The sequence below is a fragment of the Sphingomonas sp. 320_CC genome (assembly GCF_059691795.1).
In genome coordinates this window covers 155422-168834 of sequence record NZ_JCAWAE010000002.1, presented here as the reverse complement: position 1 = coordinate 168834, position 13413 = coordinate 155422, and the positions used below count along the sequence as shown (strand labels likewise).

At 65.2% G+C, this 13413-nt stretch carries 11 protein-coding genes; 4 read left to right on the top strand and 7 right to left on the bottom strand.

Translation table 11 applies throughout. From position 1 onward, the window contains the following. Window positions 1-34: 34 nt before the first annotated feature. The 3 genes from polA to AC59GX_RS07585 all read right to left on the bottom strand — a co-directional run bounded on the left by polA (window position 35) and on the right by AC59GX_RS07585 (window position 4813). The gene (polA, locus tag AC59GX_RS07595) at window positions 35-2809 is read right to left on the bottom strand and encodes a DNA polymerase I (RefSeq protein WP_426279735.1); all 2775 of its coding nucleotides are present in this window, start codon (window positions 2807-2809) and stop codon (window positions 35-37) included. Window positions 2810-3122: 313 nt separating this feature from the next. Further along, the gene (locus AC59GX_RS07590) at window positions 3123-4079 is read right to left on the bottom strand and encodes an isopenicillin N synthase family dioxygenase (protein WP_120301325.1); all 957 of its coding nucleotides are present in this window, start codon (window positions 4077-4079) and stop codon (window positions 3123-3125) included. 221 nt (window positions 4080-4300) lie between these two features. Then, a complete protein-coding gene (locus AC59GX_RS07585) occupies window positions 4301-4813 on the bottom strand; it encodes a hypothetical protein (RefSeq protein WP_497301416.1) in 513 nt (170 codons plus the stop codon). Between the two features lie 128 nt (window positions 4814-4941). Here AC59GX_RS07585 and AC59GX_RS07580 point away from each other — a divergent pair, with 128 nt between their 5' ends. After that, window positions 4942-6201, top strand: coding sequence for a multidrug effflux MFS transporter (locus tag AC59GX_RS07580; protein WP_426279733.1), 1260 nt, complete (start codon window positions 4942-4944; stop codon window positions 6199-6201). Window positions 6202-6280: 79 nt separating this feature from the next. Continuing rightward, the gene (locus AC59GX_RS07575) at window positions 6281-6625 is read left to right on the top strand and encodes a hypothetical protein (RefSeq protein WP_056065779.1); all 345 of its coding nucleotides are present in this window, start codon (window positions 6281-6283) and stop codon (window positions 6623-6625) included. A gap of 36 nt (window positions 6626-6661) precedes the next feature. Here AC59GX_RS07575 and AC59GX_RS07570 read toward each other — a convergent pair whose 3' ends face one another. Continuing rightward, window positions 6662-6871, bottom strand: coding sequence for a hypothetical protein (locus AC59GX_RS07570; protein ID WP_426279731.1), 210 nt, complete (start codon window positions 6869-6871; stop codon window positions 6662-6664). A gap of 308 nt (window positions 6872-7179) precedes the next feature. Here AC59GX_RS07570 and AC59GX_RS07565 point away from each other — a divergent pair, with 308 nt between their 5' ends. Beyond that, complete coding sequence (locus AC59GX_RS07565; protein ID WP_056065788.1) at window positions 7180-7845, top strand: outer membrane protein; 666 nt, start codon at window positions 7180-7182, stop codon at window positions 7843-7845. Window positions 7846-8111: 266 nt separating this feature from the next. Here AC59GX_RS07565 and AC59GX_RS07560 read toward each other — a convergent pair whose 3' ends face one another. Continuing rightward, the gene (locus AC59GX_RS07560; protein ID WP_426279730.1) at window positions 8112-8249 is read right to left on the bottom strand and encodes a hypothetical protein; all 138 of its coding nucleotides are present in this window, start codon (window positions 8247-8249) and stop codon (window positions 8112-8114) included. Between the two features lie 113 nt (window positions 8250-8362). Here AC59GX_RS07560 and AC59GX_RS07555 point away from each other — a divergent pair, with 113 nt between their 5' ends. Continuing rightward, entirely contained in the window at window positions 8363-9145 is a 783-nt protein-coding gene (locus AC59GX_RS07555) for a thermonuclease family protein (RefSeq protein ID WP_426279729.1), read from the top strand. Between the two features lie 109 nt (window positions 9146-9254). Here the strand turns inward: AC59GX_RS07555 and AC59GX_RS07550 are convergent, their stop codons facing one another. Together AC59GX_RS07550 and AC59GX_RS07545 are read right to left on the bottom strand one after the other, a co-directional pair. After that, the gene (locus AC59GX_RS07550) at window positions 9255-10184 is read right to left on the bottom strand and encodes an alpha/beta hydrolase (protein WP_426279728.1); all 930 of its coding nucleotides are present in this window, start codon (window positions 10182-10184) and stop codon (window positions 9255-9257) included. Between the two features lie 31 nt (window positions 10185-10215). Further along, complete coding sequence (locus AC59GX_RS07545; RefSeq protein ID WP_497301413.1) at window positions 10216-13302, bottom strand: TonB-dependent receptor plug domain-containing protein; 3087 nt, start codon at window positions 13300-13302, stop codon at window positions 10216-10218. Window positions 13303-13413 lie beyond the last annotated feature (111 nt).

Sequence of the window (13413 nt, the reverse complement as noted above, 5' to 3'; positions counted from 1 at the left end):
AGGGAGGGGGGAAGGTTTTCGGGCATTGACTGGCTCAATGCGCCGCGCCCCAGCTCAGGCCGGTGCCTATCTCGATACCCAGCGGAACGTCGAGCGTGACCGCAGGTTGCGCGGCGTTCGCCATGACCTGCTCGATCACCGGCTTGGCTGCGTCCACGTCACCTTCCGGCAATTCGAACACGAGTTCGTCGTGGACCTGAAGGAGCATGCGGACATTGGGCAGACCCGCTTCGAGCAACGCCGGCCCCATCCGCACCATCGCGCGCTTGATGATGTCGGCGCTCGTCCCCTGGATCGGCGCGTTGATCGCCGCGCGCTCGGCGCCCTGCCGCTCGTGCTGGATCTTCGAGCGGATGCGCGGGAAGTGCGTTTTGCGACCGAACAACGTGGTCGTGTAGCCGCTCGCGCGAACGCTTTCGGTGGTCTCGACGATGTAGTTCGAGATGCCCGGGAAGCGATCGAAATAGCGGTCGATCATCGCCTGCGCTTCGTCGGCTGACACGTCCAAACGCCCGGCGAGGCCCCAGCGCGAGATGCCGTAGAGGATCGCGAAGTTGATCGTCTTCGCGCGGCCGCGAGTGTCGCGGTTTACCTCGCCGAACAGTTCCTGCGCGGTGAGGCTGTGGATGTCGTCGCCGTTCGCGAACGCGGCCTTCAGCGCCGGGACGTTCGCCATGTGCGCCGCCAGCCGCAGTTCGATCTGCGAGTAATCGGCGGCGAGGATGACGTTGCCGGGTTCCGCCACGAACGCGTCGCGGATCTGGCGGCCGATCTCGGTGCGGATCGGGATGTTCTGGAGGTTCGGATCGGTCGACGACAACCGTCCGGTCTGTGCGCCGGTCAGCGAGTAGGACGTATGGACGCGGCCCGTCGCCGGGTTGATCTGCGCCTGCAACGCATCGGTGTAGGTCGATTTCAGCTTCGACAGCTGGCGCCAGTCGAGCACTTTCCGCGCGATCACTGCGCCGGGCGAGTCCTTGTCCGCCGCAATCCGCTCGAGTTCGTTGACGTCGGTCGAATAGACGCCGGACTTGCCTTTGCGGCCGCCCTTGATGCCCATCTTCTCGAACAGCACGTCGCCCAATTGCTTGGGGCTGCCGATCGTGAAGGGCGCGCCCGCGAGCGCGTGGATCTCGGTCTCCAGGCTCGCCATCTGCCCGGCGAACTCGGTCGAGAGCTTCGACAGTTTCGCGGCGTCGACCTTGATCCCGTGCATCTCCATCTGCGCGATGACGGGGACGAGCGGGCGGTCGACCATCTCGTACACGCGGGTCGAGCCTTCCGCGGGCAGGCGGCGCTTGAACCGGCGCCAGAGGCGGAGCGTCACGTCGGCGTCCTCGGCGGCGTAGCGCGTCGCGGCCTTGAGGTCGATTTCGTTGAAGGTCCGCTGCGTCTTGCCGGTGCCGACGACGTCCTTGAACGCGATGCAGCTGTGCGAGAGGTGCGTGGCGGCGAGTTCGTCCATGCCGTGACCGTGCAGCCCGGCGTCGAGATCGAAGCTCATCACAATCGTGTCGTCGAACGGCGTGATATTTACGCCGCCGGTGGACGCATAGGCGCGGCCGAGCACGATCATGTCGTATTTCAGGTTGTGGCCGATCTTCAGGACGCTGGGATCCTCCAGCAACGGCTTCAGTTTCGCTAGCACGAGCGCGCGATCGAGCTGGACCGGGTTTTCCGCGAGCAAATCGGTGCCGCCATGCGCGATAGGTAAGTAGCAGGCGAGGTTCGGATGCAGCGCCATGCTCACCCCGACGAGATCGGCGCGCGTCGCGTCGATGCCGGTGGTTTCGGTATCGATCGCGATCCAGCCCTGGTGTTTCGCCACCGTGATCCAGCGGTCGAGCGCGGCTTCGTCGACGACGGTTTCATAGTCGTCGTGCTTACACGGTTCGTCCTCGTCGAGATCGGCGGTGCTAGTGGGCGCCTCGACAGGGGCCTCGGCGACTGCGGAGAGCTTGGCGATCAGCGACTTGAAGCCGTGATGCTCCAGGAATGCACGCAAGGGCGCGTCGGGGATGCCCTTGAGTTCGAGATCCTCCAGCGGTTCGGGCAGCGCAACGTCGCATTTGAGCGTGACGAGCACCTTCGACAGCCGCGCCATCTCGGCATGCTCGATCAGATTGTCGCGGAGCTTGCCCTTCTTCATGCCGTCGGCGGCGGCGAGCACGGATTCGAGATCGCCGTGCTCGAGGATCAGCTTCGCGGCGGTCTTGGGGCCGACGCCGGGGACGCCGGGGACGTTGTCGACGCTGTCGCCCATCAGCGCGAGCACGTCGCCGAGCTGCGCAGGCGTGACGCCGTGGAATTTCTCCGCGACATGCTCCGCGCCGAGCCGGCGGTTGTTCATCGTGTCGTACATGTCGAGCCCGGGCTCGATCAGCTGCATCAGGTCCTTGTCGGAACTGACGATCGTGACTTCCCAGCCTTGGGCGAGTGCGGCCTTCGCGTAACACGCGATGATGTCGTCGGCTTCGAGGCCTTCGGTCTCGATGCAGGGGAGGCTGAACGCACGCGTGGCGTCGCGGATCATCGGGAACTGGGGGACGAGGTCCTCGGGCGGGGGCGGACGCTGCGCCTTGTACTTGTCGTAGAGATCGTTGCGGAAGGTCTTCGACGACTTGTCGAGGATGACCGCCATGTGGGTCGGGCCGTCGGCGGCGTGAACCTCGTCGGCGAGCTTCCACAGCATCGTCGTATAGCCGTACACCGCGCCGACGGGCTCGCCATGCTTGTTGGTGAGCGGCGGCAGCCGGTGATAGGCGCGGAAGATATAGCCGGAGCCGTCGACGAGATAGAGATGGGGCATCGCGCGCGGTCTAGCGGATGCGAGGGCCCGCACCAATGGGCGAAGCGTGGTTGTTGGGTATCAGGTGGGGAGAAAAGCGGTGGGGTGTTTGGGGGTTATCCCAGCCGCCCAACAAACGCCCCACCCCGGCGGAGGCCGGGGCCCAGTTGGGGGACGGCGATAACGAAGCGATGCGTGTCGTTACTGCAACCTTTCCAACTGGGCCCCGGCCTTCGCCGGGGTGGGGCGGTGGTCAGTGCCAGCGCTTCCTTGTTCTCCCCCGAAGGCGGGAGCCCAGTCTGGGTCCCCGCCTTAGGGGGGAAACATGATGCCTCTACTTCTTGATGAGCCCGATCTCGACCAGCCGCTCGTACAGGTAATCATGCGCGGTGATCGGCGTTGGATAGCGGTTCGCGTTGTCCGGCGTGATCGTGCCCGGCAGCGTCTCGATCAGGAAGTCCGGCGCGGGGTGCAGGAAGAACGGCATCGAATAGCGCGAGTGACCGCGACGCTCCGGCGGCGGGTTGACGACGCGGTGCGTGGTCGAGGGCAGCACGTTATTGGTCAGCCGCTGGAGCATGTCGCCGACGTTGACGACCATCGCGCCCTCGGGCGGCTTGATCGACAGCCAGCGGCCGTTCGCGCGGTCGAGCAGTTCGAGGCCGGCTTCCTCGGCGCCGAGCAGCAGCGTGATGAGGTTGATGTCCTCATGCGCGCCGGCGCGGACACCCTCGGCGTCGGCGGGGATCGGCGGGTAATGCAGCAGGCGAAGGATGCTGTTGCCGTCTTTCACCGCCGGATCGAACCAGTCGGGCTTAAGCTTCAGATGGCGCGCGATCGCAGACAGGAGCTTGTCGCCGGCGCGGTCGAACGCGGCGAAGAGTTCGAGAAAGACCGGCTTGAAGCCCTCGGGCCGCGTCGGCCAGACGTTCGGCGCCATCGTGTCGGCATAGCGATGACCCTCGGGCAGTTCGCGACCGACGTGCCAGAATTCCTTGAGGTCGACGACCTTGGCGTCCTTGGCGATCTCGGTCTTGAACGGCGTGTAGCCGCGCGCACCGCCGCCGCCGGGGATGTGGTAGCCACGCTTTTCGTCCTCGGGGAGGTCGAACAGGAGCTTGGTTTCGGCCCAGGCGCGCTCGATCAGGTCGGCGGGAATGCCGTGGTCGGCGACGATCGCGAAACCGTATCGCTCGAACGATTCGCCGAACGCGGCGGCGAAACCGTCGGGGTCGGTATCCTGCGTGGCGAGGCTGAGCGTCGGGACCTGGGCGGCGGGGGTATCGAGCATGGGGTGCGTGTCCGGTTTGGGGGATGCCCGATATAGGCGATCGGGAGTGGCGTGCCAAATGCCTGGATTAGGGTTGATTTCGATTTTTCACGATCCTCCCCCGCCAGGGGGAGGTGGCGCGAAGCGACGGAGGGGGAGGACAAGGAACCAGCGTCGCTCCTTCCTCCCCCTCCGTCTGGCAAGTGCCAGCCACCTCCCCCTGGCGGGGGAGGATTGGAGCGTTAGCCGCTGATGACGATCGTGCCGGTCGCCTTGTCCTTGCCATCTGGGGCGAGTTCGAGGCGAAAGGGTTTGTTCTCGTCGGTCGTGCCGATCAGATTCGCGCCTTCGCCGTGCACCTTGTAGCCGACCTTGCCCAAGCGCTGCGCGAACCAGTCACGGACGATTAGCGGAGTCGCCGGGCTGGTGAATGCAACACGTAGGCCGCTTCCTGCATCGCTACCGTTGTTTTCGTTACCGACGATATTCAGGTTCTTGATCGAAGACCCCGGATACAGGCGCACACCGTTGAGATCGAAATTGCTCGTGTCGATCTTGATTTTCGGCAGCTTCACCGAGCCCTGGAAGCCGGGGACGTCGATCTTCATCTCGCCGGTCTCGCCGTTAATCGCGCCCAGCACATTGCCGCCATCTGCGTTGATCGAGACCGATGCGCCCTCGTTCGAGCGATCACAGGCGGACAGGGCGAGCACGCTGGTGAGACCGACAGCGGCGAGCAAATACGGGCGGATCATGGTCATCTCCGAAGTGTGTTGTTCTGGCAATACAGATAGGGGTCGTCGGTGCACTGCGCAATCGTCGCGTAGCTGCGCCGGTTAGCGGGTTCCGCGCGACTGCCCGAGCGGGTACAGGGCCACGCATCATGCAGACCCAGGATCCACAATCCGACGCGCCAGCGATGCGCGGCGCGCCGATCGGCTTCGTCGAGTTCGTCGCGCTCGTCGCCTCGCTGATGTCGCTGACCGCGCTCGGTATCGACTCGATGCTGCCCGCGCTGCCAGCGATCGGCAACTCGCTCGGTGTAGCGACCGAGAACGGGCGGCAGTTCGTCGTCACCGCGTTCGTGATCGGTTTCGGCGTCGCGCAGCTCGTCCACGGCCCGCTTGCGGATCGGTTCGGGCGGCGGACGGTGCTGCTCTGGTCGCTCATGCTCTACATCATCGCCAACGTTGCCTGCGCGACCGCGGGAAGCTTCACTTTGTTGCTGGCCGCGCGCGCGTTTGGCGGCGCGGTGATCGCCGCGGCCCGTGTCGCGACGATCGCGCTGGTGCGGGACTGTTACCACGGGCGGGCGATGGCGCGGGTCATGTCGATCGCGTTCATGGTGTTCATGATTGTCCCCATTCTCGCGCCGACGTTCGGCTGGGCGGTGCTCCAGTTCGGCGACTGGCGTGCGATCTTCTGGACGGTTGCGGTGCTGACGCTGGGGGTGTTGATCTGGTTCTATCTGCGGATGCCCGAGACGCTGGCGCCCGAGAACGTCCTGCCGATCACGCCGGGGCGGATCCTCAGCGACTGGCAGCAGACGCTCGGCGATCGCAATTCGCTTGGCTATACGCTCGCCTCGACCGCGCTGCTTGGGTCCTTGTATGGCTATCTCAATTCGATTCAGCAGATCATGGCGGACGTGTTCCACAAGCCGTCGCTGCTCGCGCTGATCTTTGCCACCACGTCGGTGACGATGGCGATCTGCAACCTGCTCAACTCGCGGATCGTGATGCGGCTGGGGACGCGACTGATCAGCCATGGTGCGCTGTCGCTGATGATCCTGGTGTCGCTCGTCCATCTGTTCGCAATCGAGGTCGGGTTCGAGACGCTGGTCAGCTTTGCGGTTTTCCAGGCGCTGACGCTCGGCTGTTTCGGGCTGGCGACGTCGAACTTTTCGGCGATGGCGATGGAGAATATGGGGCGGATCGCCGGTACCGCGTCGAGCGTGCAGGGGTTCCTGAGCGTGACCGTCGGTGCGGTCTTCGGCGCATTGATCGGGCAGGCCTTCAACGGCACCACCGTGCCGCTGGTCGGCGGGTTCCTGCTCGCCGGGCTCGCTGCACTCCTGTCGATCCTGGTGACCGAACGCGGGCGGCTGTTCCGGCCCGCATCGACGGCGCCCGTCCGCGCTTGAAGGAACCACCGCGCACGTCCACCGTTCGCATCTGGTAGGCCCGCAACGTGCGGGCGTCCTGGAACGAGGGAGTGTGACCATGGGCGGACATCAGGTGCCGAGTGCCGGATCGGGCGACGACGGTTATGACGAAGAGGGCTATGACGAGAGCCAGCGCGCCGAGATCCTCGAGGCGACGCGCAACGGGCCGAGCGACGGCATCATCCTGACCGACCTCGAACCCGATCTCGGCGAAGACGACACCGACGACGAGTCGATCGACGAGACCAAGATGGATTCGGAAGAGGTCGGCGAGACGGACTCGTCGGTGACGATGGACGAAGCCGACATGGACGAGGACGACGTCCAGGACGAACTCGACGACGACACGATCGACGACGACGAAGACCTTAAGGACGCTGACGACGTCGCGCTGAAGCCCTGAACTATCCGCGGCGCGCCTGTACCGGGCGCGTCGCTCTCAGCCGGCCGCGTTCGCGAGGATCGCGAGATCGTCTGCGTTGAATGCAGCACCGGCGGCGTCGGTCGGTCGCTCCATCGTATTATACAAAGTCGCGTTCGTCGCGACTGGTTCCGGTGCGTCGCTCGCGACGTCATAGGCCGTCCACACGATTCCCGCGGACCAGAAGAGCGCCGCCCAGCGGCTGCGGAACAGGCGTGAAAACCCCATTGATGCTGCATCGCACACTGGATGTCACCAGAGGGTAAACAGACGGCGTTAACACCAGCCGCGGCTGCTTTTTGCCGCTTTTCCGCTGTATTCCTGCCTAGTCCGCCCCGCAGCGGCCATGGTTCGTTCATCCAAATGACAGGAACCGTTGCTGTAACGCAACACAGCGGAACAGTTCCCTGCCAGTTCCCTGAATGTGACGTTTTTTGTGCAACCATGTGCTCGCCGACCGGTTTGGCTTGCCTGGACCGAACCGACGCACCGTGCAGTCGGCGATCCACGCAACAACACGGTATAAGGTCAAACTCATGCGTAAGCTTTCCCTGGCAATCGCCCTCGCCGCCGCAACGGTCGCAGTTCCCGCCTTCGCGCAGGACATGTCGGCACCGGCACCCGTCGACAACAGCGCACAGCCCGGCGAAGCAGCAGCGCCCGACGGCTCGAAGGCATTCGGCATCGAGCCGTATTTCGGCGTGATGGGCGGCTGGGAGCAGTTCGACAACGAGCGCGGCCACGGCATTCCGCAGGCGATCAACGCTGACGGTTCGACCCGTCGCAGCTACAAGCCTTCGGGCTCGCTGGTCCAGGGCGTGCTCGGCGTGAACGTGCCGCTCGGCCCGGTCTTCGTCGGCGCAGAAGGCAACGTGATCAAGGGCATCGATGGCAACATCGATTGGGAATACGGCGCAGCAGGCCGCTTCGGCTTCCGCGCTGGCGACAGCGGCCTGATCTACGGCAAGGTCGGCTACCAGTGGGTCAACTTCGACCATTTCTCGGGTCGTTCGAACGTCGTCGCAGACACCGGTCGTGACTACAGCGCGATCACCTACGGCATCGGCGCAGAAGTCGGTCCGCAGAACATCGGCCTGAAGGGCATCACCGGCAACGCAGGCTTCCGCATCCGTGCAGAGGTCAACACCTTCGGCGACGCGCAGAGCTTCCGTCCGATGCTCGGTATCATCACGCACTTCTAAGCCTTTGCCTCGCAAGAGGGAAAAGCCGGACGCGTAACGGGGGCGGGGAGTGGCTAGGGCCATTTCCCGCCCTTCGTGTGTCTGGAATCGTTGGGTTTTCGGGCCGAGATCGAGCGGTTCGAACGCTTGCCATCGCGGTGTTGCCGATGCCCGGATTGCGCGGAAGTGCACAAAGTTCACACGCTGGCGCGGTTGTGCACATCGCGCGACAGCGTTGTAATCGGTCGTCCGGATGCGGATGGATGCCATGCTCACGCCGCATCTGATCACGGCTCGGCGATGTAGGACAGCGGCATCGCGCGTGCCCACGGCGCGTTCCCGGGATGCTGGACGCCACCATGAAGTTGCTGCGGCACGACGCTGATGCCGCGACGCACACCGGCTATCGTAGCCGAGATGTTCATCCGTCGATGTTCACGATGCGTTCGCCTTATTTCCGACTCCGCCCGTCGCAACCTTCGCCGCCGCGAGGTGACATCGTCGCGCGCGCGCGTACGCGCGAGGGACGATGGAGTATGTGTTTGATTTCATGCGGTTGCTGAGTGGCGATCGCGCTGGCGCCACGCGCCGCGGTGGATCCGGTCGACGCCCGGCGCCCGGAGTCCTGCTGCAACTCCGCCTGGTATTCTACGGCGTGCTGCTCGGGCTGATGGTGCCGGTAATCCGCCAGATCGACTGGGCGGCTCTGGTGCCGCCGGGCTTGAAGGTCGAATGGCCCAGCGGGTTCGGGATCGCCTGGCCCGCCGGGCATCTACGTGTGCCCGGCGGCTGGAGCAAGGCTGCGGACGCTGCCGCGGCGGACGCGTCGTCCTCGGCAAACGCTGCCGCCGCCGCCGCTTCCACCACCACCGGGGCGCTGGCCACCGCGGCAGGCGTCGCGAGTGCGGCGTCGACCGCCGCTGCCGCCGCCTCCGCGCTGTCGGGCGGCAAGGCGGTATCCGCGCGCTTCACGATATGCGGCCATGCCAAGCGGATCGACTGCATGGTCGACGGCGACACCTTCTGGATGGCGGGGACCAAGATCCGCATCGCCGACATCGACACGCCCGAAACCCATCCGCCCCGTTGCGCGTCCGAAGCCCGCGCCGGCAAGGCCGCCACGCTCAAGATGCAGGCGCTGCTAAACGCCGGCCCCTTCACGCTGGTCCCGATCAAGCGCGACGTCGATCGCTATGGCCGCAAACTGCGCATCGTCGAGCGTGACGGGAAATCGCTCGGCGAGGCGCTGGTACGGACCGGGCTCGCGCGGCGTTATGGTGGGGGCAAGCGCGCGCCCTGGTGTCGAACCGGCTGGTTCTGACGGGACGGCGCAGCGGCCTCCCGGCGATCATCCTCGTTTCGGTTACCGACCTCGCCTTCCGGGAAAAGCGGTTTCCCTCTCTCCGTCCGTCATGGTGCGGACGGCTCGCTTAGTCGAAGTGCTTGCGCTCGATCGTGATCCGCTTGTCCTGACAGAACCCGCAGTCCTTGCCGACGAAGCGCGCGGCGGCAGTGCGGTCGTTCTTCAGCCGCCAGTCCAGCCAGGCGGTCACGACCTCTGCCGCGATGCCGCCATGCGGCTGCATGTAGGTGCCGCCATGACCCACCGGTATGTTGACCAGCACCGCGGGGATATGGTCGATCCGCTGGAAATCGTCGGTACCGTTCGCGACCGCGATGTCGGTCGGGCCGCCCAGGACATAGAGGATCGAGCCGTGCAGCGTCTTCAGCAACGCCTTGTCGGACACCACGCCGCCGATCGGGTTCGCGTCCTCGGGAAAGAAGCCGCTGTTCATGATCACCGCGGTGGTCACGCGTGGGTCCTGCGCCGCCGATAATGCCTGCAAGCCGCCGCAACTCCAGCCGGACGCCGCGATCTCGGTGGTGGCGATCCTGTTTTTGAACGGACTGCCGGCGCGGGCATTCTCGCGCTGTGCCCAGTCGATCGCGTCGGTCAGCGCGCGTGTCGGCGTTGCCGAGGTCAGCTTCGTGCCGGGGGCGGGGGTTGGGCCGGGTTTGGTGGCGGCGTCGGACTTCGGCTTGGGGATCGTGCCCGACGCGATGACGAGATAGCCGTGCGAGGCGATCTCCAGCAGGTGGTTGCGCGAACTCGTCCCGTCCGCGCTGCAGCCGCCATTGCCGAAGACGTAGATCCCGAGCTTGGCCCGACCCAGCGCACCAAGGTCCGCCGGGCGGTAGACGACATGGTCGGACAGGTCCGGTCGTTCCTCGAAGATCGCGGGGTACGTGCCCGACCCGCGTTCCCGTGGCGCTGGTTGCGCCACCGCGCCGTCAACGGTGCGCGCGATCGCGGGCGAACCCAGCATCATGCCGGCAATCAGAAGGGCGAGAGCGCGCATGCTGGATCTCCGTATTGGTAGGCGGGGGGCGTCAGAACGAGAAGCGGACGCCGACACGGTAGATGCGCCCGACGATGTCGTACAACGCCGGGTTAGCGCTCTGCGGCGAGGCGGCCGGGTCGTGATCGAAGACGTTGTCGACCTTGAAATACCCGGACACCTGTTTGGTGATGGTATACGTTCCGCCGACGTCGAGATAGAAGGCGCCGGGCATGAAGTTGCGGTCGATCGTCGGCGCGGTCGTGGTCGATTTGGGGCAGGTTCCGGGCGCGCAGACGACGTACTGGTTGCCGTAATTGCCGTCGCTGAACCAGCGTTCCTGTACCGTCAGGCTGAAGCGGTCGTTGCTGAATGCCTGGACCGCGAGCAACTTCCAGCGCGGGGTGGCGCCGAGGTTGACGCCGGCGCCGTCGGTCGGAATCGTCCCCGGCAGGCCGGTATCCGTGACGAACTTCCGGATGTGCGTCGCCAGGCCGCGGAGCGTGAACGTCCCGTCCACACCGAGCGGGCGCCGCCACCGATAGCTTGCCTCGATATCGAAGCCGTCGGTCTTGATCGAGGCGAGGTTGAACGCCTGCGTGTTGATGAAATTGGGGCCGGCGGTGTTGTTCAAATTATACGCGCTGCACGTTTCGGGCAGGATGTTGCGGAAGCACAGGTCGACGATCTGGGCCGCGCCGAGGCTGGAGATCACGTCGGTGACCTTGATATTATAGTAATCGACCGAAGCGCTGAACCCCGGCAGCCAGGACGGGTTGGCGTATACCGCGCCGACCTCCGTATTTCGCGCGATCTCGGGCGTGAGTGCCGGGTTGCCGATCGCGTTCTGGATGGCCACGACGTTGACGTTGCGCGCAGGGTCGAGAAAGTTCGGCAGCGTGGTCGTCACCGGTGCGGCGAACAGCTCGGACAGATTGGGTGCGCGAACGTCGCGCGAGGTGACGCCGCGCAGGCGAAGTCCGTTGAGCGGCGTCTCCCATGTCCCGCCGATCTTCCACGTCCAGACCCGGCCCGACGTGCTGTAGTCGGTGATGCGTGCCGCGCCGTTGACGTTGGCCCTGCCCATCATGTCCGACTTGAAGAGTGGGACGTCGAGCTCGAGGAACGCTTCCTTGACGTCGTAGGCGCCGGTGCCGTTCTTGTAGTTGCCGGCATACCAGTTGTTGCCCGCGGTTAGCAGCGTCGGGTCGGCGGGGTATTCGCTGGTATAGGGACTGAGCGCGGAGACGCCGGCGCCGTATGCATCGGCGCGGACCTTGTAGAATTCCTTGCGATATTCACCGCCGAACGCGACCGACAGGGGACCCGCCCAGAGTTCGACGGGGGTGCCGGAGAAGGCGAGGCTCGCGACGTCCTGCGTCAAGTGGAGGCGCTGGATCGGACCGTTCTCGGGCTGGACGTAGCGGCGTGCCGACTCCGATGGCGTCGCGCCGCCGATGATATTGAGCGGGATACAGCCATTGGCGCGCGCGACCGGATTGGCGCAGACTATGGCGCCGTTGAGCGTGATCGCCTGGATCGCCTGGTTGAAATGCGGCGTGAGGACGATGTCGTCGACGTCGATCGCGGTATCGGTGATGCCGCGCTCGTAATAGGCGTCATAGGTCCAGGGCGAACCACCGAGATCGAACTTGCCCTTCAGGCCACCTACGACACGGTATTGGCGGCGATCGGTATGAACGATGGTGTTCGGCAGGATCGCGACGCTGGCGCCGAACTGGAAGTCCGTGATCCCCGCGGTCGCGCACGCCGCCTGGATCGAGGCCGGGACGAACGGGTTCGCGCACTGCAGCCTTAGGCCGGGTCGGTTGGCGCCGTTGGTCGGCTGGTTATGAGTCTTCACCTGGCCGACATTGACGCTGACATAGACTTCGTTGTCGGTCGCGAAATCATAGCCGATACGCCCATAGCTATCGAGGCGCTGGATCGCCGACTGCAAGGTGCGGCCGGTATCGATGTTCCCCGACAGGTCGCCGCCGACGCAGAAGCCGGGCAGGCAGCCTCGGACCGCGCCGGAATTGTCGCGGGCCGGCACGCCGTTCGAGCCATATTGGAACTGGAAGGGGCGGCCGCTCTGGTCGAACGCCGTGCCCTGCAGCGGACCGGCGGTGATGAGGCCGTATTTCGTGAAGTTATACGGCTGGGCGAAATCGCGCAGGACGTATTGCGGCGATCCGTCGTCGACTACGTTGCGGTTGATCATCGTCGTCTGCGTGAACCAGTCGCGACCACCGGCGAGGTCGGTGCCGAAATCGCCGGGGCCGACACCTGCTTCCTTGGCATATTCGCCGCTGACGACGAGGTGCAGTCGATCGTTCAGGTAGCTCCGTCCCGCGGCAAGCTGGACCAGCCCCTGGCCGTCGTCGCCGTAGTTGGTGATGCCGCCCTGGACGTTGCCCTTGAAGCCCTGGAAATGCGTGTCGGTGATGAAGTTGACGACGCCGCCGACCGCGTCCGATCCATAGGACGCCGACGCGCCGCCGTTGACGATGTCGACTCGCTTGATCAGCAATTGCGGGAGCAGGCTGACGTCGGTGACGCCGGTATAATAGGCGCCGACGACACGCTGGCCGTCGACCAGGGTGAGCGTGCGGATCGTGCCCAGGCCGCGGAGCGAGAACGAACTCAGGCCCTGCTGGCCGCTCGACGTGCTGAACGTGTTGGTCGTCGAGCCGCTCGATCCCTGCAACGACGGCAGCTGCGCGATCGTCGTGAAGACGTTGGGCTGCGCGTTGTTCTGGATATCGGCTTCGCTGATGACCGTGGTCGGCGTCGGGGCGGTAAAGCCGCTCGACTGGATCCGGGAGCCGGTGACGATGATGTCGGCGGTTCTGACGGCCTCGGGTTCGGCGGCCTTGGGCGTCTCGGCGACCGGCTCTGGGGCGGCGGCGGTGTCCGTGGTTTGCGCTGGGGCGGCCTGCGCGAAAGACGGCGCTGCGTATAGCGAGAGGATGAGCGCGGCGATGCTGCTCGATCCGGCGATGAGGGTGCGCCGTTGCCGTGTAGTCGGACTGGAAACGGTAGAAACCGATCGTGCCGCTGTTGTTAAACGCGATGTCTCTTGCGCCCAAACGCTGGCGCGGACGTGAGCCGACAGAGTCGTGATTCTGGAAACCATTGCATCCTACCCCCTTTTTCGGCGCGCCGATTTACCAGCGTTCCTGCCACGTCATCCCGCAACTCGATGTTGCTGTTTGATAACGTTACCACGCAACAATGCGTCGACATC

What these genes read in the sequence shown, in the direction of transcription:
- polA (WP_426279735.1), bottom strand. Translation starts at nt 2,809, where the DNA reads ATGCCCCATCTCTATCTCGTCGACGGCTCCGGCTATATCTTCCGCGCC.
- AC59GX_RS07590 (WP_120301325.1), bottom strand. Translation starts at nt 4,079, where the DNA reads ATGCTCGATACCCCCGCCGCCCAGGTCCCGACGCTCAGCCTCGCCACG.
- AC59GX_RS07585 (WP_497301416.1), bottom strand. Translation starts at nt 4,813, where the DNA reads ATGATCCGCCCGTATTTGCTCGCCGCTGTCGGTCTCACCAGCGTGCTC.
- AC59GX_RS07580 (WP_426279733.1), top strand. Translation starts at nt 4,942, where the DNA reads ATGCAGACCCAGGATCCACAATCCGACGCGCCAGCGATGCGCGGCGCG.
- AC59GX_RS07575 (WP_056065779.1), top strand. Translation starts at nt 6,281, where the DNA reads ATGGGCGGACATCAGGTGCCGAGTGCCGGATCGGGCGACGACGGTTAT.
- AC59GX_RS07570 (WP_426279731.1), bottom strand. Translation starts at nt 6,871, where the DNA reads ATGGGGTTTTCACGCCTGTTCCGCAGCCGCTGGGCGGCGCTCTTCTGG.
- AC59GX_RS07565 (WP_056065788.1), top strand. Translation starts at nt 7,180, where the DNA reads ATGCGTAAGCTTTCCCTGGCAATCGCCCTCGCCGCCGCAACGGTCGCA.
- AC59GX_RS07560 (WP_426279730.1), bottom strand. Translation starts at nt 8,249, where the DNA reads ATGAACATCTCGGCTACGATAGCCGGTGTGCGTCGCGGCATCAGCGTC.
- AC59GX_RS07550 (WP_426279728.1), bottom strand. Translation starts at nt 10,184, where the DNA reads ATGCGCGCTCTCGCCCTTCTGATTGCCGGCATGATGCTGGGTTCGCCC.
- AC59GX_RS07545 (WP_497301413.1), bottom strand. Translation starts at nt 13,302, where the DNA reads ATGGTTTCCAGAATCACGACTCTGTCGGCTCACGTCCGCGCCAGCGTT.